Annotated in this window: 20 protein-coding genes and 1 pseudogene; 9 read left to right on the top strand and 12 right to left on the bottom strand. The window is 34.0% G+C overall.

The window, feature by feature from the left end; translation table 11 throughout:
* Positions 1-63 precede the first annotated feature (63 nt).
* The 3 genes from radA to BKH45_RS03530 are packed head-to-tail and all read right to left on the bottom strand — an operon-like array spanning position 64 to position 2891.
* Entirely contained in the window at positions 64-1410 is a 1347-nt protein-coding gene (radA, locus tag BKH45_RS03540) for a DNA repair protein RadA (RefSeq protein WP_095274104.1), read from the bottom strand.
* 3 nt (positions 1411-1413) lie between these two features.
* A complete protein-coding gene (ftsY, locus tag BKH45_RS03535; protein ID WP_095274103.1) occupies positions 1414-2283 on the bottom strand; it encodes a signal recognition particle-docking protein FtsY in 870 nt (289 codons plus the stop codon).
* 17 nt (positions 2284-2300) lie between these two features.
* Complete coding sequence (locus tag BKH45_RS03530) at positions 2301-2891, bottom strand: hypothetical protein (protein WP_095274102.1); 591 nt, start codon at positions 2889-2891, stop codon at positions 2301-2303.
* 71 nt (positions 2892-2962) lie between these two features.
* Here BKH45_RS03530 and BKH45_RS03525 point away from each other — a divergent pair, with 71 nt between their 5' ends.
* Entirely contained in the window at positions 2963-3568 is a 606-nt protein-coding gene (locus BKH45_RS03525) for a 5-formyltetrahydrofolate cyclo-ligase (RefSeq protein ID WP_095274101.1), read from the top strand.
* On the top strand, positions 3513-5084 hold the full coding sequence (gene rny, locus BKH45_RS03520) for a ribonuclease Y (RefSeq protein WP_095274100.1): 1572 nt from the start codon (positions 3513-3515) through the stop codon (positions 5082-5084). The genes BKH45_RS03525 and rny overlap by 56 nt, the downstream gene beginning before the upstream one ends.
* Here the strand turns inward: rny and kdsB are convergent.
* Positions 5041-5793, bottom strand: a complete 753-nt coding sequence (gene kdsB / locus BKH45_RS03515; RefSeq protein WP_095274099.1) for a 3-deoxy-manno-octulosonate cytidylyltransferase — start codon at positions 5791-5793, stop codon at positions 5041-5043. The genes rny and kdsB overlap by 44 nt on opposite strands.
* Positions 5790-6359, bottom strand: coding sequence for a hypothetical protein (locus BKH45_RS03510; protein WP_095274098.1), 570 nt, complete (start codon positions 6357-6359; stop codon positions 5790-5792). The genes kdsB and BKH45_RS03510 overlap by 4 nt, the downstream gene beginning before the upstream one ends.
* 71 nt (positions 6360-6430) lie before the next feature.
* Here BKH45_RS03510 and BKH45_RS03505 point away from each other — a divergent pair, with 71 nt between their 5' ends.
* Genes BKH45_RS03505 through BKH45_RS03495 form a run of 3 tightly spaced genes read left to right on the top strand, consistent with a single transcriptional unit; the run spans position 6431 to position 9037 of the window.
* Positions 6431-7183 (top strand): disulfide isomerase, encoded by a 753-nt coding sequence (locus tag BKH45_RS03505; protein ID WP_095274097.1) that lies wholly within the window; start codon positions 6431-6433, stop codon positions 7181-7183.
* Positions 7184-7231: 48 nt separating this feature from the next.
* The gene (locus BKH45_RS03500) at positions 7232-7846 is read left to right on the top strand and encodes a UPF0323 family lipoprotein (RefSeq protein ID WP_095274096.1); all 615 of its coding nucleotides are present in this window, start codon (positions 7232-7234) and stop codon (positions 7844-7846) included.
* 18 nt (positions 7847-7864) lie between these two features.
* A complete protein-coding gene (locus BKH45_RS03495) occupies positions 7865-9037 on the top strand; it encodes a glutathionylspermidine synthase family protein (protein WP_095274095.1) in 1173 nt (390 codons plus the stop codon).
* 46 nt (positions 9038-9083) lie between these two features.
* Here BKH45_RS03495 and BKH45_RS03490 read toward each other — a convergent pair whose 3' ends face one another.
* The 7 genes and pseudogenes from BKH45_RS03490 to BKH45_RS03460 all read right to left on the bottom strand — a co-directional run bounded on the left by BKH45_RS03490 (position 9084) and on the right by BKH45_RS03460 (position 19567).
* On the bottom strand, positions 9084-11099 hold the full coding sequence (locus BKH45_RS03490; RefSeq protein ID WP_095274094.1) for an ATP-dependent helicase: 2016 nt from the start codon (positions 11097-11099) through the stop codon (positions 9084-9086).
* 217 nt (positions 11100-11316) lie between these two features.
* A complete protein-coding gene (locus tag BKH45_RS03485; protein WP_095274093.1) occupies positions 11317-13122 on the bottom strand; it encodes a flagellar hook-basal body complex protein in 1806 nt (601 codons plus the stop codon).
* A gap of 17 nt (positions 13123-13139) precedes the next feature.
* A pseudogene (gene flgD / locus BKH45_RS03480) lies at positions 13140-13940 on the bottom strand (flagellar hook assembly protein FlgD); the annotation flags it as partial.
* 8 nt (positions 13941-13948) lie between these two features.
* Positions 13949-15784, bottom strand: coding sequence for a flagellar hook-length control protein FliK (locus tag BKH45_RS03475; RefSeq protein WP_095274091.1), 1836 nt, complete (start codon positions 15782-15784; stop codon positions 13949-13951).
* Between the two features lie 269 nt (positions 15785-16053).
* Entirely contained in the window at positions 16054-16800 is a 747-nt protein-coding gene (gene trpA, locus BKH45_RS03470; protein ID WP_095274090.1) for a tryptophan synthase subunit alpha, read from the bottom strand.
* A complete protein-coding gene (trpB, locus tag BKH45_RS03465; RefSeq protein WP_095274089.1) occupies positions 16797-18062 on the bottom strand; it encodes a tryptophan synthase subunit beta in 1266 nt (421 codons plus the stop codon). Before trpB ends, trpA begins: the two co-directional genes overlap by 4 nt.
* Positions 18062-19567, bottom strand: a complete 1506-nt coding sequence (locus BKH45_RS03460) for a bifunctional indole-3-glycerol phosphate synthase/phosphoribosylanthranilate isomerase (RefSeq protein WP_095274088.1) — start codon at positions 19565-19567, stop codon at positions 18062-18064. Before BKH45_RS03460 ends, trpB begins: the two co-directional genes overlap by 1 nt.
* A gap of 148 nt (positions 19568-19715) precedes the next feature.
* On the opposite strand from BKH45_RS03460, the gene fliQ reads away from it, so the two are divergent.
* The 4 genes from fliQ to BKH45_RS03440 are packed head-to-tail and all read left to right on the top strand — an operon-like array spanning position 19716 to position 22778.
* Positions 19716-19982: a flagellar biosynthesis protein FliQ gene (gene fliQ / locus BKH45_RS03455; RefSeq protein WP_095274087.1), complete on the top strand. Its 267-nt coding sequence runs from the start codon at positions 19716-19718 to the stop codon at positions 19980-19982.
* Complete coding sequence (locus tag BKH45_RS03450) at positions 19979-20755, top strand: UDP-N-acetylmuramate dehydrogenase (protein ID WP_095274086.1); 777 nt, start codon at positions 19979-19981, stop codon at positions 20753-20755. Before fliQ ends, BKH45_RS03450 begins: the two co-directional genes overlap by 4 nt.
* 16 nt (positions 20756-20771) lie before the next feature.
* Entirely contained in the window at positions 20772-22547 is a 1776-nt protein-coding gene (gene traF, locus BKH45_RS03445; RefSeq protein ID WP_095274085.1) for a conjugal transfer protein TraF, read from the top strand.
* 21 nt (positions 22548-22568) lie between these two features.
* Positions 22569-22778 carry a tautomerase family protein gene (locus BKH45_RS03440; protein ID WP_095274084.1) on the top strand — a complete coding sequence of 70 codons (210 nt, stop codon included), beginning with the start codon at positions 22569-22571 and terminating at the stop codon, positions 22776-22778.

Raw genomic sequence — 22778 nt, 5'->3', positions numbered from 1 at the left:
TTTTATTTTTAGATTCAAGATTTAGTTTTTTTGGAGTCAAGTTAAATTTTAGGTTTTAAAATTTTACATCCAATCCAGAAGCTTTGTTACTTCGGTTACTTCAAAACATTTGATTTTTGTATGAGTATTTGGTTTTTTAGGGATAATGGCTTTGGTAAATCCATAATTTTCCATTTCTTTAAGTCTCATATCAATATTGCCTATTTCTCTAATATCTCCTGTTAAGCTTACTTCTCCAATAAAGGCTGTTGTATTGCTTAATGGACGATTTCTAAAACTTGATAAAATACTTGCAATCACTGCGAGATCGGCGCTTGTCTCTGTAATCTTAATGCCTCCGGTTACGTTGATAAAAACATCATAATGGTTGAGTGGGATTTCAAGCTTTTTTTCTAAAAGAGCCAAAAGCATGCTTAAACGATTGGTGTCAAAACCTGTAGCCGATCGTTTGGGTGCTCCAAAACTACTTTCACTTACAAGGGCTTGAATTTCAAGCACCAATGCTCTAGATCCTTCTAAGACCACTGTAATAGCACTTCCAGGCATTGATTGTTTTGTAGAAAAAAACATTTTAGAGGCATTTTTTGCACTCACAAGCCCATCATCACGCATTTCAAAAATTCCTATTTCGCTTGTTGTGCCAAATCTATTCTTAAATCCTCGAAGCATACGAAGCTCTCTGCTGGGATCCCCTTCAAAATATAAAACCGTATCAACCATGTGTTCAAGAACTCTAGGTCCTGCAATAGAGCCTTCTTTGGTGATATGCCCGATGATGAAAATTGCAATATTATATTCTTTGGCAAGGCGCATCAATTCAAATGTGATTTCTCTGACTTGGCTAATAGATCCCGGAGTAGAGGTAACTTGAGGGGAGTAAATTGTTTGGATTGAATCAATAATGCATATGCAATATTGTTTTGTAATCAAGTTGGATTTTATAGAATTCAAATCTATTTCATTGAGCAAAAAAAGATTTTCATGAATACATTTAAGTCTTTGTGCCCTTAACTTGATTTGTCCGGCGCTTTCTTCGCCACTGACATAAAGAATTTTTTTTCCTGTTTTGGCAAGCCCTCCGCCAACTTTTAATAATAAAGTTGATTTACCTACGCCCGGACTCCCGCCAACCAGATAAAGTCCACCCGGAACAATGCCTCCTCCAAGCACAATATCAAGCTCTTCTTCTGAGGAAGAAAATTTGCTTATGTGTTCATATTCTATGGAGGTAATAGGTATGGCAGAAGCATTTGAAAGCAGAACTTTTGTTTCCTTGAGCGCTTGAATTTGGGAAGTTGATAATTCTATAAAACTTTCCCAAGCACCACAGTTACTGCATTTGCCCATCCATTTGGTACTTTGGAATCCGCAATGTTGGCATTCAAAAATGCTTAGTGATTTTTTTGCCATAATTTATTCAAAAATCCACTCAAGAATATTTTGAATATAAGCTTTTTCATCAAAGGCAATTAAATCGTCTTCTTTTTCTCCTATACCCAAAAACATAATGGGGAGTTTAAGTTCATAAACGATACTTAAAATTGCCCCGCCCTTACCGGTGCCATCAAGTTTGGTAATGATAATGCCATCTAGTGCCAGCATTTCATGAAATATTTTTGCTTGAGTGATAGCAGAACTCCCTTGTGTGCCATCCAGGATCAAAATTTTTCGAAAATCCTGATTGTTGAGGGCTTTGGAACAAACTCGTGTAATTTTTGCCAGCTCATTTTTGAGATTGGTTTGGTTGTGAAGTCTTCCGGCCGTATCAATAATGATATTATCTACTCCTCTTGCAATACCTGCTTGGATTGTATCATAAGCCAGGGCGCTTGGATCGCTACCATTTTGTGTGCTAATAATATCCACACCAATTTTTTCACTCCATAGTTTGAGTTGTTCTATTGCTGCAGCCCTAAAAGTATCTCCGGCTCCTAAAAGAACTTTTTTGCCTTGATTTTTATAGGATTTAGCAAGTTTGGCGATAGTTGTGGTTTTGCCTGCGCCATTTACTCCAATAATAAGCTCTACTAAGGGTTTTGTAGTGATAGGTTTCAGGGAGACCTTATCATAATAACTCTCCCCTCTGAAAAATCTTTGGAGCGCAATTTCAAGTTGATTTTTACGGATACTTTGGGGAAGATGTTCTAAAATAGAATCAACAATATCATATTGAATATCTGCTTCTATAAGAATATTTTCAAGTTGTTCTTTTTGGATAGCGATGGTTTTTGATCCTAAAAGTGAGGAAATATTTTGAGCAGTTTTTTTGAATATATTTAGCATTTAAATAACCCTTAGAATTAATATTTTTTGGATAATACACCAATATCATAAGCAAACATTTCCTCAGGAATAAACCCGCTGTAAGTTTGATATTTGTTTGCATGTTTATCATAAAGGACAAAGTAAGGAATTTCTAATGTGGGAATTTGTGCATCTGTAGCTTGGGTTTGAGGGGGATTGTCTATAGTATTGATTTTTTTTGCAAAATCAAAAAATAAATTTTTATTATCGCCAGGATTGAGAATAGGGAAATTGACTTGATTTTTTTGGATATACTCATCGACTTGTTCTTGTGGAACAGGGTTGGTCAAAATACCGACAATATAAGCCTTAGGAAAGGTAAGCCTTAAATGATTGATATTGAAGATGTAATCTTTGGCATTTTGGGAATTGAGATCCAGAAACATAATGAGTGTGATTTTATCCATATCTTGATTTTCTCTAGAGGCTTTTGTGTCGATATTAAGAGTATCAAAGTTCGTTTGGATTCGGATGGAATTTTGATTTTGATCATTAAAACGATAAGTAATTTGATTTTTATGATGATTTTGTGTCTCACAACCTGCCAAGAATATTAAGCTTATCAAGAGAGTATAAAAATATTTCATGAAATCCCTTTTTTGAAGTTCTAAATATTTAGAATTTAATATTATACATAAATGCAGAATTAAAAGGAGAAATGATAAAGACAAAATTTCGTAATTTTTGCAAAAGCAATTTGCAAGTTTTGAGTAAAAAAATTAATTTTGGAGATAAAAAAACTCTTTGTGTCCTTAAAAAAGAGTTACTCTGCTTGAAAAGCAAAAATATTTTGCTGTATTGTCCTATAGGAATAGAAATGAATATTTATCCCCTGATTTATTGGATCAAAAAACAAAAAAATATGAGGATTTTTATTCCTCATATAGAGGGAGTTAGTTTTAAAATGATACCATTTCGTATGCCTTTATATAAGAATCAATATGGTATATTTGAGTCCAAAAAATCTTTATTTAGTTTAATAAAAATAGATACAGCTATAGTTCCTGTTTTAGGAATTGATAAACAATTTAAGCGAATAGGGTTTGGAAAAGGTATGTATGATAGATTTTTTCAAACCCTTCCTTATTGTCCGAAAATTATTTTTGTCAGTAGAAAAGCTATTGTTTCCAGAAAGGCTATTACTGATGATTATGATATTAATGCTGATAAATTTATTAGTAATGATTGTGTGATAAAAAGAGGAATTAATGATAGAATACTTGTTGATAGGGTTTATAATATTTGGTTTGATTGTGGGGGGTAGTGTTTTTTTTATTTGCAAAAAGATATTTTGCTCTGATGTGAATTTTATAATTGAGCAAGCGAAGGCAAAAGCTCAAGCTATTGAATATGAAGCCCAAACCTTATTAAAAAATGAACAGCTTAAAGCTAAAGAGCTTGAACTTGAATTAAAAAGAAAATATGAGGAAAATACCTCAAGGATTATCAAAGAATATCAAGATAAACTCTCTAATTTGCAAAGCAGAGAAAACAAATTAAATCAAAAATTTGAGCGTGAAATTGGATTTATTGAAGAAGAAAAACAAAAAGTTTCTGATCTTAAAAATAAGCTTTTGCTTGAACAAAATTTTCAAAATAAGCTTATCAAACAATATAAAGAAGCCAAAGAAAAAGCACTCAATACTCTTGTAGAATATACAAGTTATACAAAAGAAGAAGCAAAATCAATGCTTTTATCTTATCTGGAAGACGAACTTGCAATGCAAAAATCAATTATGATCCGTCGGTATGAGCATGAGGCTAGAGAAGAGGCAAACAAACGAGCTAATTATATTATTGCCCAAGCGACCACAAGATTTGCAGGAGAATTTGCTACAGAACGTTTGATTAATGTCGTGAATCTACCCAATGATGAGCTAAAGGGTAGGATTATAGGCAAAGAAGGTCGCAATATTAAGGCGCTTGAAATGATTAGCGGGGTAGATGTAATTATTGATGATACTCCCGGAACAATTATTTTAAGCAGTTTCAACCTTTATAGGCGTGCTATTGCTACCAAGACAATCGAACTTTTGGTTGAAGATGGAAGGATACAACCCTCAAGAATTGAAGATGTTTATCACAAAGTAAGTGCTGAAATAGAAGAACAAATTCTCCAAGATGGTGAAAATATTGTTTTGGATATGGGACTAGGCTATATGCATCCTGAACTTAAAAAACTTATTGGCAAGATGAAATACCGCGCAAGCTTTGGTCAGAATGCCTTGGGGCATTCAATTGAGGTTGCTAATCTTGCCGGTGTGATAGCAGGAGAATTGGGTGGGGATGAAAAATTGGCCAGAAGGGCAGGGTTATTGCATGATATAGGTAAAGCTCTCACACAAGAATCAGGGGGAAATCATGTGAGTTTGGGAAGTGAAATTTGCAAGCGCTATAAGGAACATCCTGTGGTGATTAATGCCATTATGGCTCATCATGGTGATGAAGAAATTCAAAGTATTGAAGCAGCTGCTGTTTGCACTGCAGATGCTCTTTCTGCAGGGAGACCGGGCGCTAGAAGAGAAGTATTGGAGAGTTTCTTGAATCGCATGCAGGATTTAGAACGTATTGCAGTAGAAAAAGTAGGGGTTAAACAAGCTTATGCAATCAATGCCGGTAGAGAAGTGAGGGTAATTGTACGTGCAGATTTGGTTGATGATGCCCAAAGTGTTGTGCTTGCAAGAGATATCGCCAAAGAAATTGAGGCTTCCTTGCAGTATCCCGGAGAAATAAAAGTCAGTGTGATTCGAGAGATGCGAGCCATTGAGTTTGCGAAATAGAATTTAGGGCTTTTTGGAGATCAATGGGGGTATCAATCCCGATACTTTTGCTAGTAACAATTTGTATAAAAATGGATTTTTTATGATAGATCGCGCGGAGTTGTTCAAGTTTTTCTATGTCTTCTAAAGAAGTTTTAGGTAATTGACAGAATTCTTCCAAAGATTGTGCATGAAATCCATAAATACCCAAATGTCCATAATAAGGAGATGTTTGCAATAAGGGATTCTCTAGTCCTTCGCGACTATAGGGGATAGGCAATCTTGAGAAATAAACAGCTTCTTGAAATTTATTGCAAACTACTTTTACAAGATTGGTATCATGAATTTGATTCTTCTCAATAATTTTGGCACAGGTTCCCATAAACGGAGCATTTTTCATTGCTTCTTGCAAGGATAAAATAACTTGGGTTTCCAAAAAAGGTTCATCAGCTTGAACGTTGATAATGATTTCATCACTTTTTAGTCCTAATATCCTGGAAGCTTCTGCACATCTATCTGTGCCACTTGTGTGATGAGGACTTGTAAGAACGGCTTTAATTTTATGAGTTGTACATATTTCCAATACGCTATGGCTATCACAAGCTACTACTACCTCATCTGTTTTTTGAGCATTGCGTGCGGTAGCTACAATCATAGGGAGACCATAAATATCTGCCAAGATTTTTTGAGGAAATCTTGTAGATTCTAACCGTGCAGGGATAATAATCATCTTGAATCCTTATTTTTTGATAAAAGCTTAGCACAAAGCAAGATAAAAAATAAGAGAAAAATAATATAAGATGAAGGGATGGCGATTTTTTGTCCTAATAAATAATGAATAGCGCTTAGAAGTCCTGCCAAATAGACCAAAGAAGAAATACGAGTAAAAATATGATGGGCAAACAATGAAAAAATGGCTAAAATCAATAAAATCAAAAATCCAAAAGCGCCTATAAAAAGGTATATCCTTAATCTAATTTCTCGCAAAATTGTTTCTATATTGCTATCTTGCTCCATGATGCCATAAAAAAGAATATGCCCAAGCGCATACAAAAATGCGTAGAGTCCAAAAATTTTTATTATTAAGGGCAAATATTTCCATGAAATTTTTAGTGATTTGAAACACCATTGCGCTAATAATATACTCAAAAGGAAATAAATACTCCAATCTCCCATAAAGTGCAAAATAGCCTTAGAGGGTTCTGCTCCATAAACATTATGGAGAATGTTCCAAACAAGATAAATGACCGGACATATCCCTAAAATATTTCCCAAAAAAAGAATGACATGTTTCAATTATACACTCCTATGATTTGTTGATTGACTAATTTTATATAAAATGTATTTTTATTTAACAAGGAGAAAAAATGAAAAAAACACTATTTGGCTTTTTTGTTGCAAGCATTTTGGTTCTAAGTGGCTTGCAAGCTAATGTTGAGCAAAATATCATTAAAATAATACAACAACAAACAGGTAAAAAAATCTCTGTTTTAAAAGTTGATTCTCTTCAATCTAATCCTGAATTTAAAATCGCGATTATACAAGATTTAGATACCCAATATAAAATACCTGTGTTTGTAAGCAAGGATGGAAATATCGTGATTGGGCTTAGCAATGTCTTTTTTAGTGATAACCAAAAAGATGCCACATTGGTTAATGAAATCTATAAAAAAACTCAAGATTTCAATACACAACAACAAAATAGCGCTAAATTAAATCGTATGTTTGAATCTATTCCTGATGATTATGTTATTTCTCTGCCTTCAAGTGTAAAAGGAAATAAAAAAATTGTTTATATTGTTTCAGATCCGATGTGTCCGCATTGCCAACAAGAACTTAGAGAGATTGATTCAAGGCTCAAAGATGCTAATGTTAAAATGGTTGTCGTAGGATTTTTAGGCAAAAATTCAATTATCAAATCTGCTTTGATTTTGGAAAAAATAAAATCGGCTAAAACACCCGGTGAAAAAATTACAATTTTGAAACAAGTTTATTCACCTGCTTATGAGGCAAAAGATGCGAGTCAAAAAGATATGAAGAGGGTAGAAAATATTACAAAAAAAGTATCTGATACAGAGATTATCAATTATGTCCCTTATATTTATGAATACAAAAAATAATATTTATTTAAGGGATTTGATAATTCTTAGAAGCATCAAGGAATGGGAATGAAACATTTTAGAAAAATATCTGATTATGCAATAGTTGGGGGACTGAGTGCGGTTGTGCTTGTTGCTCTTGGGGCTTGTGGGAATGATTCTTCAAACAACAAAAATACTCTCTCAAGTGGAGTAACACAGGCTTCTCAAAAAGGCGCATTTGTTATTTTGGAAGAGCAAAACAATGGAAGCTATAAAATTGCTGAAGAATATCCAAGCACAAAAACTCATGTAATTGTTCGTGATATCAATGGCAATGAACGAGTGCTTACTCAAGAAGAAATTGATAAACTTATCAAACAAGAAGAAACCAAAATTGACAATGGCACAAGTCAATTGACAAATCCCAATTCAAGTGGTGGATTAGGGCTTGGTGGTGCATTACTTGCAAGTGCTGCAGGAGCAATTTTGGGAAGCTATATAGGGAATAAATTGTTTAATAATCCCACTTACCAACAAAATCAACAAAGAAATTATAAATCTCCACAAGCTTATGAAAGAAGTAAGAATAGTTTTAAAAATACTCCGACCTCTGCTAATCGATCCCCTAGTGGCGCTAAAAGTGGGTTTTTTGGAGGTAATTCCAATTCCGGCATGAAGAGCCCTAATTCATTTGGATCATAATTTTTTAAAAGGAATGTGATGGATATTGTGTCTTTAAAACCACTTGATGCAGATACGCTTGAAGAAATTGGGCTTGATTGGCATACAGACCCTGATAACACTTCTTATATAGAAAATGAAATGTTAAAAATTACTCAAGCCCAAGCAGATGCCTATTATCAGGCAAGTAATGAACTCTATGATATGTATGTCCAAGCAGGGCAATATGTGATAGAAAAAGATTTATTTTTTGAATTGGATATTCCCAATACCCTTATACCTATAATTAGACAGAGTTGGGAAGAAGATATTCATTGGCATTTATATGGTCGATTTGATTTGGCAGGCGGGATAGATGGGAAACCTATTAAGCTTCTGGAATTTAATGCCGATACCCCTACAATGCTGTATGAGACTTCTGTTGTCCAGTGGGCAATGCTTAAATATAACGGCTATGATCATATTTTACAATTCAACAATCTTTATGAGGCTATTGGTGAAAATTTTAAACGTATGATTACTTTGGGCGAAAATACTGATAATTTTGAAGAAATGTATGAAGGTTGGAAAATTTTATTTTCAAGTATTAAAGGGAATATCGAAGAAGAGAGAACAACCAGATTTTTGCAAAGTATTGCTAAGAGTGCAGGGTTCCGGACAGATTTTTGTTTTTTTGATGAAATTGAATTTTCGCCACAAGAGGGTGTGTTTAGTAATGGAAAACAATACGAGTTTCTTTTTAAGTTAGTTCCATGGGAAAATATCGCCATTGATGAACCTGAGCTTGCCCTCATTATGCAATCAATGATGGAAAATAAAAATACAATTTTTTTAAATCCTGCATATACGATTATGTTTCAAAGCAAACGTTTTTTGAAAATTTTGTGGGACTTGTTCCCGCATCACCCATTGCTTTTAGAGACAAGCTATGAGCCTTTGAAAAATAAAAAACAAGTCAAAAAAACAGCCTTTGGCAGGGAGGGAGCAAATGTTGAGATTCTGGATGCTTCTTTGAAAACTATCATGCGTAATGAAGGGATTTATCAAAATCATAAGCCGGTTTATCAAGAATTTTTTGAGCTTAATAATATAGGGCAATCTTATTATCAACCCAATGTATTTTTTGCTTATGAAGCTTGTGGATTAGGGTTTAGAAAGGGTGGGTTGATTTTGGATAATTATTCAAAATTTGTAAGTCATATTATTGAATGACTCGGTTAAAGATTTATTTAAGATTATCAATTTATGAATGCAGGATTCATTGATTTTTTATCATCTCTGCTTCATAAAGAAATATTGAAGCTTGGTAGTCTATATTTTTAAGAGCGTCTTTTTTTGCATAAGAGAGATAGAGGTTTTCTTTTGCCCGTGTAATGGCGACATAAAAAAGTCTTCTTTCTTCCTCAAGACTCCCACCCTTGCTGATAAGTTTGCGATTAGGGAATCTGCCATCCATCAAATCAACAATATAAACATCTCGGAATTCTAAACCTTTGCTTGCATGCACACTCAAAAGATTCACACCATTTCCTTGGCTAGCTTCATTGGAACCCAAAATCATTGCATTCAAAAATCGACCGATGTTGTCATAATTTTTGGCTAGGTTATCAAGCAGAGTTATTTTGCGTTCAATTTTTTCCATTGCTTCTACTCTTTTTGTTTCGTTGATTGTGCCATCTTTATTTTTTGATCGCTCTTTGCATAAAATCTCAGCAATGTAGGTAAAAAATTCTGATTTAAAAATACTCCATAGCAGCTTGATAGGAGTATTGATAAGATGAATTTGAGAATACATTTGATAAAATTTTCCTAAAAATATAGCTCCATCTTTGGTGAGTTTGGGATGAGAGAGTATGGGATGAGAGGTGAAATCTTTTGGAAGATATTCATCAAATCTTGCGCTTGATTGGAGAGAAAAAAAATCATCAAAAAGTCCTAATTGTGTATTTTGACTTCTTGAAGTATAAGGTTTGATTGTATGGTTGGGTTTGAGGAGTCCGTTTTTAGCATTATTTTCACCTAAAATATTAAGGGCTTCATAAATGTCTTTTGCAATAGAATTGCCAATTCCATTGCCATAGCTAAGGGTATGAATATGTGCCATCATGTCTTTTGGATTATAAACAAGCGAGCAAATATCCAGCATTAAAGCAACTTCTTTAGTGTCAAAAAAACTAATCCCTCCTCTGCGTTTTGAGGGGATGCCCATCTCGCGTAGTGATGCTTCACAGCCATCTGCACTGGAATTATTTCTAAAAATCACAGCAATATCATCCGGGTTATAATTGCTTGTAGCAATTTTTTTTGCAATTTCTTGGTATTGGAGGAATAACTCATCATAAATCAGCAGTTTTGGCAAGGGATAATTGCCTGTTTTTACGACTTCTAAAGATTTGTTGTAGATGCGTTCATTTTTTTGAATTACTTTGTTGGCAAGATCAAGGATGGGGTAAGAAGAGCGATAATTTTTTTTGAGTGTAAAAACCTTTGCTTGTGAATATTTTTGTGTAAAATTACTGATGATGCTAATATCAGCACCATTGAAAGCATAAATACTTTGATCATAGTCCCCTACACAAAATAAGCTTGGTGCATTGATGGCATTAATAAGAGAGTCTTGCAGGGGGTTTGTATCTTGGTATTCATCGCATAAAATTTCTACATAAGGACTTGCTTGTTTTGTCATTTCTTCTTTATACATTAAAAGCAAATCATTATAATCAGCATAACCATAGGAATGTTTTAGGGCAATAAACTCATCAAAAATCCCTTCATAAATTGGCAGATATATGGCTTGTTCGGGAGATTTTTGTGTTAGCCATTGCTCAAAAGTTTGGTTTTTTTGGGCATTGAGATAAAGTGAGTAAGTATCATAAAGATATTGTGGAGAGTAAGGAGGGGTAGAACTTTTATTTGTATAAATTCTACGTTCAGCGATGCTTTTAAAAAGAATTTTTAATTCTCTAGGTTGTTTGAGTGATATTTTAAAATGCTCTTTGAGATAACGGTAGGCAACGGCATGAAATGTGCCTGCTTCAATTTGTTTGGCGATTTTTTCGCCAAACATTTTAGCAACTCTTTCAATCATTTCTGCGCTTGCTTTATTGGTGAAGGTGAGCAGGAGAATTTGTTTTGGAGATATTCCGGAATGAAGTAAGTGTGCAATCCTCCCTACGATTGTTGAAGTTTTGCCGGTTCCGGCAGATGCAATGACCAGATTATAGCCCATTGGGGCAGTAGCAGCAGATTTTTGTTCGGCGTTAAGGTTTTCCATTTATTCTTGCGTGTTAGTCCTATAGATTTATTGATAATAACAACATGTTTGGTATGTGCGTGCTTGATAGATAGCGACATGATTTTGACAGGTAATTATAGTCTAATCTATTTGAATTTTTGATTTAGCTAAAGGACTTAGATTTTCTAATAAGCTATAATGACTCTTGCTTTGCTTGGGGAGAAATTGATTCTATCAAAAATAAAATAAAAGTTTTTTATTTTTTCAAATTAATTGCTTCTTTAATGAGGTCATCCCCAGTGCTAAAAGCTTTAGCATTCATTGAATAGCCTCTTTGCATCAAAATAAGATTTGTGAGTGCATTGCCAACATCCACATTGCTGGTTTCAAGGTATTTATACATGACTTTTCCAAATTTTAATATGCCATCTGTATTCCAACCCAAGATTGGATTACCGCTAAGAAGTTTATTCTCTCCATTGAGTGTGCCGGAAGCCATTTCAAATAAATTACCTCCAACTTTTCTAAGCCCTTGGTCATTGATAAAAGCTGCAATCCCCACTCTACCCATAGATTCTGTAACTCCATTGCTAAAAGCAAGGTAAATAATTCCATTCTCATCTACCCGAACCTGTTTGAGTGATCCCTCCGGTTTGCCATCTTGTGTAACTTGGGTAAGCTTAGATTCTTCATAGGGGAGATTGGTGGATTGATAATCTTTGCTGCCACTAAGAGAATAGTGGATTTTATTTTCTTTAAAATCAATATCTACAGGTTTAGCGATAATTTTTCCATTTTCATCAAATTGGATTGTCTGAATAATAGGATTTTTGCTCACAAGCACTTGGGCTTTGAAATCATAAATTCCGGTTTTGACTTCCCATTTTTGATTGATAGGAGGGGTAGTTTTACTATCTCCATTATCAGTCATAAAATAATCACTTTTGAGTAAGAATTTTTTACCATCTTTATCAAAAATTTCTGTTGAGGTGCTATATGATGGAATTTTTATGGGGTCAGAGTCTTGAGAAGCTCCTTTTTTGAATGCCAAATTTGCTACATTAAGCCCTAATTTTTGAGCAATTTTACCTCCAATAGAAATATTCATATCGTTTTTATTATTGATAATACTTAGGGACAAAGGAATTTTGGGTTTTTTATTTTTGTCTCTAGCAACATCCAGATCAAGTCCGGTTTTGTCTTTGATGATCTTTTGCAAATCCTCAATTGTTCGGAATTCGTTGTTTGCTTCTCCTTTGTTGCCATATTTAAATTCAAAAGTTTGGGTTTGGTTATTTTGTGTAATATCCAATGTAATATTATTATAGATTGCAGCATCAAGGGGTTCTTCATCGTTGTTTGCCAAAGCATTGATATCTTGATGCTTGAATTTGTCTTCTATAAAATTCCCTTTAGCATCCAAAAAGAGTTCTTGAGCATTTTTGAAATGATTTTTTGGATTTAAATTAATACTAATATCCACTTTTGATGTGAGGACAGGTTGAAATTTTAATTCTTGAGGAATATTGATGGGTGTGAGATCATTTTTTGCTAATTTTTCTATATCATTATCGGGATTATTGCTTGAGGTAAATACCCCATTTTTAATCTTGTCCAAATTAACTCCATAGACATAATATCCCTCAGAATTTACCAAATATCCATCACTGTCACGACTAAAACTTCCATCTCTGGTAAAATAATTTGCTTGGTCTTGTTCATAGCCATCTTCTTTGATTGTGAAATTGCCTTTTTTGTTGGGACCTACGATAAACCATCCTTTACCTTGATAGGCCATATCAAATTCTCCATCACTTTGATGATAGTTGCCATTTTTTGTAGAGATAGCATTACTTGCGCCTGTAGATCCAAAATTTCTATCGTTGCTGAGGGCCGAGGAGGCATTGAGTGAGTCTAGATGTGTTGCAAAGAGACTCTTAAACTCAGGAATATTTTCTTTATAACCTGTAGTATTGACATTAGCAATATTATTTGAAATACTATCCAGACCGAATTGATGGGTCTTGATGCCACTATAAGAATTTAAAATCGTATCATTCATAGATTTTTTTCCTTATCATAAAATTCTATAGCGCTATCAATAGGCAAAATCATTTCTCCCATGCGCAACATCGGTTCCCCTTTGTTAAAAAGCACACTTTGGACTTCGCCTCTGCCTACACGTGTTTGATGGTATTGATTGGTCCTGGAATCAAGATTATATTGGGCACGTATTTCATAACTGCCATCGGGCACTTGCACACCCTTATCATCGAGCCCGTTCCAAGTAAAATCAATATAACCTTGTTGTCCATTTTTATCTTTGATAGGAAGAGTAGCGATTAATTGTTTATCTTTGTTGAATATTTCAATCATGGGATTGCCTCTTGAAGTATCAATAGGAGAATCAAAATAAAGAGAAAATTTGATTTCCCCTGCTCCTTTTATATTCACCCCATTAATATCTGTTTCAGCAATTTTGCCTATCATAGATACGGTGTTGAGTGCTGTAATTTGTGCCATATGAGAATTGGAATCTACACTAGTACTCATTCCTTTGTCCAGATTTTCAAGTGTTTGTTTTAGTGAGGTTTGAAAGTCCTTGAGAGACTCATTGGTTTCTTTGGTGGATTTCATCGCCTCAGCCACTTCTTTCATGGTTTTTTTATTTTCTTCTTGCATCTCTACTTGTGTAAGTTGAGCAGTTTGCGTAATAATTTTATCTGTTTCCATAGGAGCAGTGGGATCTTGATTTTTAAGTTGTTCTAAAAATAATTTCATAAAAGCATCTTTATCAAGTCCATTGGCGATTTTGGGTTGTTCACTTTTTTTAGCTGCTGCTGCTTTTGAGCCGGTTATTTCTGCTAAATCAATTGGCATTTTACCTCCTAAGCATATTTTGGTAAGATGATTTCCATCGTATCATAAGGAATTTCAGATACATTTTTAATTTCTTTATATTGCTTCAAGCTATTTTTGTTCCTTTTTTGATCACTGAAATTTTGCTGATCTTTTTGAGAATTTTCTTGAGAAGAAAAATTTAAATCTACCCCGCCAAATCCAATCATGGCTAAGTTTTGTCTAAGTTCGGCTTGATTTTGAATAAAAAGAGCGATAGCTTGATTGTTTGAGATGACACTAACATGGAGATTATTTCCCATTTGTTTGATGGTAAGCTCCAATTTTCCAAGTTTTTCCGGATGAAGTTCAAGTGAGATTTTACTCATTGGAGGTTTGTATTTTTTGATTTCTTCATTGAAATTCTGAGCAAAGTTTTTGATAGTCTGTTTGGCTTGAGCGCTTTTATAGAGTAAATCATTTTTAGGAATATTTCCTGAAGTTATGGGCATATCTTTTGTTTGGGAAATATTTTCTTTAGGTTTTTCTTTGAACTCTTGGACTTCTTTATCATTTTGTTTTTTTTGTTTTTTTTCTAATGAAGAAATTTGTATATTATTTTTTTCCATGGCAATTTGATTTTCAATTTGCTTGTTTTGATCTTGAAGTTTTGTAGGCGTGTTTGAAGAATCTATCATAGAACCGGAGAGTTTAGAAGGTTTTAAAATATTCCCTGATTTTTTAGTTTTTTTTTGTGTAGAATCTTTTGTGTCAGTAGTTTTTTCTTCATCTTTTAAAAGATTTGCAAGCTTGATATCTTTGATAAAGTCTTGAGAAATGCCTTCTTGGAATGAAGTATTTTTTGATTGAAGTTTTTCCAGATTTGCTTCTCTTTTTTCTTGGTAAATTTTAGGATCGACAATATTTTTTGGCAAATGACTCCCGCGTTCAATAATAGCTATTTTCTCTGTTTTATCTTCAGTTTTATACTTAATTTTATGATTTTGATTAAATTTTTTCCTCGCTTTGAGTTCTTTTTCATCAATCTTTGCAAGCACAGAAGATAAAGTTTTATCTTGTTTTGTTGAGGTAGATTTTGAGTTTTGAGTTTTGAGTTTTTGGTCTAAAACATTTTGAGTAAGGGGTTTAGTAAGATTTTGGGCTTCTTTGGAAGATGAATTGATTTCATTTTTGGATGCAGGCATATCAGATTTATCGATTACATCAGAAGCATTGGAAAGTTTTATATTTTTGATTTGAATATTTTTCTCATCAGCAAGTGTTTTGATGTCTGAAATATTTTTCTTTGGAGTCTTTATATCTGAGTCTTTGTCCATAGATTTTGAAGAGAGCATATTTTTTAGAGGTTGTGAGAGAGGTTTTTTTTCATTGATGTCTTTTGTGTGAAGCATCTCAAGAGGAAGAGATTCTTTGCTTGAAGTGTTTTGCATGGGAGTAGGGGTATTTTTCTCATCAGCAAGTGTTTTGATGTCTGAAATATTTTTCTTTGGAGTCTTTATATCTGAGTCTTTGTCCATAGATTTTGAAGAGAGCATATCTTTTAGAGGTTGTGAGAGAGGTTTTTTTTCATTGATGTCTTTTGTGTGAAGCATCTCAAGAGGAAGAGATTCTTTGCTTGAAGTGTTTTGCATGGGAGTAGGGGTATTTTTTGAGGTATTTTCTAAGGTTTTTTTCTCATTTTTTTGGTTTTGGGTAGAGGGCGTTTTATTATCCTTCTCAATTTTGGTCATAGTATTTTTATGGAGGAGATTTGTAAAGCTATCTCCATCTTGTGAGGTTTCTGAAGTTTTTTTAGTTTCTTTTTTAGTTTTTGACATTTCTTGAGTTTGAGCTGCATTGACGTTATTGAGGATATTTTCTATCATAGAATTTCCTTGAAAAATATATACTCAATGCAAGCAAAAATGATTCCATATTGCAGTAATTTTAGCCATTTTTAAACTTTTTATCTCTGTCTTTTGGATATTATTTTATAAAGTCTGAAGTAATGATTTAGGATCCGGAAAAATTTATTATACATTTTGGATTTGTATTTAGAGCGACTTTATGGGCGATAAAAATAAATAAATTTTTATTCATGATAAATTCATCTTTTGCTTAGTCTTGATATTTTTAGTATTCATAATATTTTGGGCTAACATAGCAATTCCAGTGTATATTTTTTGAGGGATTCTCTTGGATTTTCTGATGGTCTAAGAGTGCTTATTTTTTCGACAAAATAACTCCCTGCAACAATAATATTTACTTCATCCTGCAATGCTTTAATTTGTTGATTGGATCGTATTCCAAAGCCTAATGCAATTTTTTTATTACAATTTTTTTTAACAAAACTAATCCAGTCAAATAAAGATTTTTGAATTTGAGTTTTTGAACCTGTAATCCCACTTCTAGCTACAACATAAACAAATTCACTTGGAGTTTTAGAGAGTTTTTGGATACGTTGGCTATTCACTCCCGGAGCAATAAGTTCAACAATATCCAGCCCATAAACTTTAGCAATTTTTCTTAAATTTTCATCACTTTCAAAAGGTAAATCAGGGATAATAAGTGCTTTGACACCACATTCTTTGGCTTTTTGGAGAAATGCTTGGATACCATAGGCAAATACAATATTAGCATAGGTCATGATTAAAATAGTGCTAAGGGTTTCATGGGCGAGTGTTTTGGCAATTTTAAATCCATCTTCGGTTACAAATCCATTTTGCAATGCAGTATTGCAAGCATTTTCAATAATAGGACCATCCGCGTTAGGATCAGAAAATGGAAATTGCACCTCTAGAAATTTCGCCCCTCCTTGAGAAATCCCAATTCCTGCTTGAATGCTTGTTTTTTTGTCAGGATAACCCGCGACAATATGCCCCATTAATTGCATATTTTTCATGATATTCCTTTGATGCGTTTGATTTCTTCTTCTAAAAACTCTATCCATTCTAAAGGTTTGAGAGTTTTGGCTGTGATGAATATATCCTTATCGCCTCTTCCGGAAATATTGATAATAATTTTTTTATTTTTTACTTTTTTGCATATTTTTATTGCTCCTGCCAGGGCGTGAGAAGATTCTAAAGCCGGAATAATGCCCTCATGTGAAGCAAAAAATTCAAGAGCCCTTAAGGCTTCCTCATCTCCGGCAGATACAAATTTGACTCTTTGGATTTTTCCCAAATAAGCAAGCTGGGGTCCAATGCCTGCATAATCAAGACCTGCACTAATAGAGTGGGTAGGGGAGAGTTGTCCTTGTTGATTTTGGAGAAAAATACTTTTGTAACCTTGCGCAATCCCTACTGCTGCGATACTATTTTTATCCATTCTTGCAGCATTTTGACCGATTTTTTCACCCTTTCCCCCAGCTTCTACACCAATAAGAGAAACGCTTTTTTCATTTAAAAATTCTGTAAAAAAACCAATGGAGTTGCTCCCACCGCCTACACAAGCTATCATAATATCCGGCAAGCCTTCAAAATAATCTTTGCATTGTTTTTTAACTTCTTTGCCAATAATGCTTTGAAGATCTCTAACGAGATCAGGATAAGGATAAGGTCCTAAAGCACTTCCTAAAACATAAAAAGTATCTTGACTTCTTTTGCTCCATGCCCTTAGAGTCTCATTGACTGCATCTTTGAGTGTTTTTGTCCCTGAATGGACACTGATTACTTTTGCCCCAAAGAGTTCCATGTTGAAAACATTAGGTCTTTGTCTTGCAATATCAATCTCGCCCATGTAAATTTCACATTCTAAACCAAGCTTTGCGCATGCTGCAGCTGTTGCTAATCCATGTTGCCCCGCTCCGGTTTCGGCTATAATGTGTTTTTTCCCCATTTTTGCCGCAAGCAAAACTTGTCCGATAGCATTATTAATTTTATGCGCTCCTGTATTGGCTAAACCTTCAAATTTTAAATAAATCTCATTTTGAAGGATTTTTGAAACATTTTGTGCATATATAAGGGGTGTAGGGCGACCTACAAAATGTTTTAATAAATCTTTGAGTTCAAGTTGATAGGATTTGGAGGGAAAAATATTTTTATAAGCATTTTCGAGTTCTACAAGGGCAGGACGTAATATTTCAGGAATATATTGCCCTCCAAAACGATCTTCATTGGAATTACCAAAAAATTTATGGCAAGATTTGATGGGTATTTTTTTCATTAAAAACCTTCTGTTTGCGTGTTTAATTTGATTTTTTTGAGGATTGCTTGTAATTTTGTTTTATCTTTTTTACCCGGGGATAGTTCAATTTTTGAGTTAATGTCAATCATTTTTGGTTGTAAGGATAAAATATCTTGAATATTTTCAACTCCAATTCCCCCGGCAATAAATAAGTTTTTTCGGATATTTTTTAGTTTTTGAAGTTGCTCAAGGGGTATGCTTTTGCCGCTTCCACCTTTAAGATTAGTTTTGGAATCAAGAAGAACAAAAGGAGATATTGAATTTTTGGGATAATCTAAAATATTTTCAAAATTAACACAAATATAAAAATTAAAATCTGCTTGAGTAAGATCAAAGCAAGCAAACTCATTGGGTAAAAGAGGATTAATCCCATGAAGTTGCAAGCAGTCCAAGATGCCTTCTTTGAATAATTCTCTCCCTTTTGAGAAGAGTTGTTTATCTTCTGTAATAACCCCAATTTTAAATACATGCGGATAGAGTTTATTGAGGGCTTTAGAAATTTGTTTGATAGACCTCTCATCTACATATCGAGGACTCTGTTTTGTGAGAATAAAACCAATCATATCTGCTCCTGCTTGCGCAGCTTCAATAGCATCATCTATGTTGGTAATACCACAAATTTTGATAAGCGGATCAGTTTGATTTGCAATTGTTTTGAAAATATAGGGATAAAAAGAATTTTTTTGTTTTTTGGCTTTTGTATAGGCTTTGATGAGATGGGGAAGGTTTTGGTTTTTTTCTTCAGTTTTAACCAAATAACTCCCACAAAGCATGCCATCAAAATCACAAGTTCCTGCCAAATAGCCATCAAAAGAAGATTCAATCCCTGATTCAAAAATAGTTTTTACATAAGGAGGGATAAGAGATTTGAGATAAAGAGCTTTATTTTTATCAATTTCAAAAGTATGCAAGTTTCTTGAATTGATACCTAAAATTTTAGGATTGAGTTTGAGAGCAAATTCGCATTCTTCCTGAGTATGGATTTCAATAAGGGGTGTGAGAGAATATTGGTTGCAAGCAGATAAAATTTCCTCAAGTTGGGCTTGTTTTTGTGAATCCCCAATAAACATTGCAATGATAAGGAGGACCATATCCGCTCCTGCTTGATAGGATATGCTAATTTCTTGGGCATATTGGATAAAGTCTTTTCTTAAAATCGTTGCATTTTTAAAAGTATTTTTAACATGCATCAAATCTTTGAGACTTCCATTGAAGTGGTCTTCTTCTGTTAATACACTGATTACTTTTGCCCCATTGTTGAGGTATTTGCCGGCTAATGAAACCGGATTGGGGATTGATCCAATTATTCCGGCTGATGGAGAAGAACGCTTGATCTCTGCAATCATCAATGGCGCAGTTGTATCAAACTGAGGAGGACATAGGGGAACTTGCCTTTTAGAGGGGATTTGATGACCAAATCCAAATCCAAATTCTTGAATTTTATGTTTTCTTTTTTGGGCGATTTTTTCCAAAACTTCTATCATAACCAATATCCCTTGTCAAAAATTTTTAATATGATAATTATTTTTTTCAAATGATACACATAAAAAGCTAAAATATAAAGTTTTTTTACATAAAAATGAGATATAATAGAAACGAATTGATAAAGATACAAAGAATTAAGGAGCCAAGGTGGAATCACAGCTTATGGGTTTGGCTATAGAGACTTATAAAATCACTCTTATTATTTCTTTGCCTATCCTTTTAGCAGGTTTGATTGTGGGGTTGTTGGTGAGTATTTTTCAGGCTACTACTCAAATCAATGAAATGACTCTCTCATTTGTGCCAAAGATTTTAGCTGTAATTGCTGTGATTATTCTCACAATGCCTTGGATGTTGAACATGTTGTTGGATTATACAAGAACACTGATCAATCTAATTCCAAAGTTTGTAGTATGACAATAAATATTGATTTTTCAAAATATTCTTCTATCAAAGTTGGTGCAAAATTGCCCATCAAGGTGATTAAAGATTTTGAGGATATAGAGGATGGGCTAAAGATTATCGGTTATGCAAATAACTTGCTGGTTTCTCCTCATGCAAGATCTTTGGCTGTTTTGGATAATTGTTATGATTATATTCAGGAGTCTAAAGATTATGTTGAAGTAGGTGGGGCAACAAGTAGCCACAAAATTTATCGTTATTTTAAAGAATCTAATTTTTGTGGTCTGGAATTTTTACGTGCATTGCCCGGAAGTTTAGGCGGTTTGATAAAAATGAATGCGGGCATGAAAGAATATGAGATAAAAGATATTTTAGATTCCGCATGTATAGATGGCGCATGGATAGAAGCCGATGATCTTGGCATGGAATATCGAAGCACCAAAATAGATGGGATAATTTTTGCAGCAAGGTTTAAGAAAATAAAAGGTTTTAGGAATGAGCTGCTTGAAATATTTGAGACAATGCGGTTTTGGCATCCAAAAAAGCCTAGCTGTGGGAGTTGCTTTAAAAATCCTAAAGGAAATTTTGCCGGAAAATTGCTTGAATCTGTAGGTTTGAGGGGGTATAGCAATGGTAACATTGGTTTTTCTAAAGAACATGCAAATTTTCTGATTAATCTGGGAGGGGGCAGCTTTGAACAAGCTTTTGATTTGATTGAAATTGGCAAAAAAAGAGTTTTTGAAGAATATGGTATTTTGCTTGAAGAAGAAGTGGTTATAGTTGAATAAAGATAGGGAGTAAGTGATGAATAAAATTTTTAAAATTATTTTTGCAGGCACACTTTTAGGGGGTGGAGTAGATGCTCTGGAATTTGGAAGTATGGGAAATATTTCTGCAAGTATGGGAGGCGCCGGAGTGGCTTTGAGAAATTCTCAATGGGCATTATATTATAACCCTGCGCTACTTGGAATGGATAAAAAATCAAGAATTGCCTATAGTTTTGGAATAAGTGTAAAAGAAAAAAATCTTTTATCTTTAGCAGGGATTGATTATAATGAATTAAAAAATATACCCAATAAAGTTCAAGGGATTGCTAAAGGATCGGTGCCTGTTGGTGGTATTGTAAGTGGCGCGGTTAGTTCAAGCACAGTTCAATTAGGAGGGAGTTTTGGTGATATTTTGAAAAATATTAGCTTTGGTGGTGTATCCGGACTCAATAATACTACTGATGTGCAAAATTTCATGGTAAAAATTCTTGAAAGCACCTCCGCCGATAAGACCAATGTAGAAAGTGCTACAACTCTTACACAAGCAGCTAGTGCCTTTAAGACTGCCTTGACAGATTCTAATGGCAAATTAAATTCAGATGGTTTCAAGGCTTTTGGTGAAGTAAAAAACAGTCTTTTGAGTGCTGTTGATAAAACAGGAGGCAATGCGGGCGGATTATTGAAAAATGTAATTGAGAATATCCAACCCGAACAATTAGGTGGTATTGCTGATTTGCTTGCAAAAACAGACAGTTCTGCTTCTTCAATTGGCTTAGATGATCTCTTAAAGACACTAGGCGGAGTGAGTATTTCTAAGGGGAATGATGCCCAAATCAATACTTTTATTCAAGATATTTTTCTTATTCAAAAGACACTTCGTAAAAATAATTTTAATGTAAATTCTCAAAACGGACTTGTTTTTCAGGTTGGTGGGAATGGAGCTGATGGAGTCGGGGCAGTGGCATTTGGATTATTTGCAAATGTTTTTGCCTCCGGAAGTGCTACATTTGATTCCAATCACAATCAGATTATCATTGATGCAGGTAGTAATCAATATACAAAAGTAGATGTAGGGGATAATTCTATTTCTTTAAATGCTTCTGATAAGGCAAGTTTTGAAGCTCATTCATTGTTTAGTCCTGATGCCAATCATCAAGTTCATGGAAATGCAGTTTTCTTAAGTGAAATTCCTATAGGTTATGGTCAAGCTTTTTCTACTTTGATTGGTAATTTCAGTGTTGGTTTCACAGCCAAGTATATTTTTGCTATGGGTTATGAGATAAATAAAAGTGGTTCTTTTAAATCTATTGGTAATAGTTTTAATACGATGGATTTCAAAAATGCCCCAAAAGAGCAGACTTTCGGAATAGATTTTGGCTTGCTTTATAATTATAAGGGATTTAATTTGGGTGTTGTTGGCAAAAATCTCAATAGCCCAACTATAGAAATGAATAATGACCAAAAGCTTGTTCTTAATTCTCAATACCGTGCGGGTATTTCTTATGAATGGAAGATAATATCCCTTGCATTGGATGCCGATCTCAAACCAAACCATACACTCTCTTATCTTTCTCCATTAAACCAAATGGTTGGGGGTGGGGTGATGATTGATCTTAAATATGTAGATTTTAGATTGGGTTCTATGTATGATCTTAGAAGTGCTGAAGGTGAAGGGATTATTCTAACAGGGGGTATTAACATTTTAGGATTTTTGGATTTAGCTATTCAATCAAGCACAAAATTAAGCCAAGTAAATAATGTTAAAATGCCCGGTTATTTGAGTATTAAACTTGGCGGGGGATTTAGCTGGTAAAATAAAAAGGGAGGAAAATAAATGCCTTACGTCGATATAAAACTAGGGGGTGAATTAAGCCCGAATCAAAAACGTGAGATTGCCCAAGATATTTCCAAATCATTGGAAAAAGTAGCAGGAAAGCCAAGAGCAACTGTTTATGTTAGTTTTACAGAATTCAATAGAGATAGTTTTGCCAAAGGAGAGAACCTTTTGAGTGATTTGGATAAGAAATCACAAGAGACAAAATAA

It is taken from the genome of Helicobacter sp. 11S03491-1 (assembly GCF_002272835.1).
Classification (GTDB): domain Bacteria; phylum Campylobacterota; class Campylobacteria; order Campylobacterales; family Helicobacteraceae; genus Helicobacter_J.
Note: the sequence above shows the minus strand (reverse complement) of the source record. Positions and strands in the feature narration are given on the sequence as shown.

Bases quoted from the DNA above. Each gene is read 5' to 3' on its own strand.
- BKH45_RS03530 (WP_095274102.1), bottom strand. From the start codon at position 2,891: ATGAAATATTTTTATACTCTCTTGATAAGCTTAATATTCTTGGCAGGT.
- BKH45_RS03450 (WP_095274086.1), top strand. From the start codon at position 19,979: ATGACAATAAATATTGATTTTTCAAAATATTCTTCTATCAAAGTTGGT.
- rny (WP_095274100.1), top strand. From the start codon at position 3,513: ATGATAGAATACTTGTTGATAGGGTTTATAATATTTGGTTTGATTGTG.
- BKH45_RS03500 (WP_095274096.1), top strand. From the start codon at position 7,232: ATGAAACATTTTAGAAAAATATCTGATTATGCAATAGTTGGGGGACTG.
- traF (WP_095274085.1), top strand. From the start codon at position 20,772: ATGAATAAAATTTTTAAAATTATTTTTGCAGGCACACTTTTAGGGGGT.
- BKH45_RS03525 (WP_095274101.1), top strand. From the start codon at position 2,963: ATGATAAAGACAAAATTTCGTAATTTTTGCAAAAGCAATTTGCAAGTT.
- BKH45_RS03495 (WP_095274095.1), top strand. From the start codon at position 7,865: ATGGATATTGTGTCTTTAAAACCACTTGATGCAGATACGCTTGAAGAA.
- trpB (WP_095274089.1), bottom strand. From the start codon at position 18,062: ATGAAAAAAATACCCATCAAATCTTGCCATAAATTTTTTGGTAATTCC.
- radA (WP_095274104.1), bottom strand. From the start codon at position 1,410: ATGGCAAAAAAATCACTAAGCATTTTTGAATGCCAACATTGCGGATTC.
- BKH45_RS03460 (WP_095274088.1), bottom strand. From the start codon at position 19,567: ATGATAGAAGTTTTGGAAAAAATCGCCCAAAAAAGAAAACATAAAATT.
- trpA (WP_095274090.1), bottom strand. From the start codon at position 16,800: ATGAAAAATATGCAATTAATGGGGCATATTGTCGCGGGTTATCCTGAC.
- BKH45_RS03485 (WP_095274093.1), bottom strand. From the start codon at position 13,122: ATGAATGATACGATTTTAAATTCTTATAGTGGCATCAAGACCCATCAA.
- BKH45_RS03475 (WP_095274091.1), bottom strand. From the start codon at position 15,784: ATGATAGAAAATATCCTCAATAACGTCAATGCAGCTCAAACTCAAGAA.
- BKH45_RS03490 (WP_095274094.1), bottom strand. From the start codon at position 11,099: ATGGAAAACCTTAACGCCGAACAAAAATCTGCTGCTACTGCCCCAATG.
- ftsY (WP_095274103.1), bottom strand. From the start codon at position 2,283: ATGCTAAATATATTCAAAAAAACTGCTCAAAATATTTCCTCACTTTTA.
- BKH45_RS03440 (WP_095274084.1), top strand. From the start codon at position 22,569: ATGCCTTACGTCGATATAAAACTAGGGGGTGAATTAAGCCCGAATCAA.
- kdsB (WP_095274099.1), bottom strand. From the start codon at position 5,793: ATGATTATTATCCCTGCACGGTTAGAATCTACAAGATTTCCTCAAAAA.
- BKH45_RS03505 (WP_095274097.1), top strand. From the start codon at position 6,431: ATGAAAAAAACACTATTTGGCTTTTTTGTTGCAAGCATTTTGGTTCTA.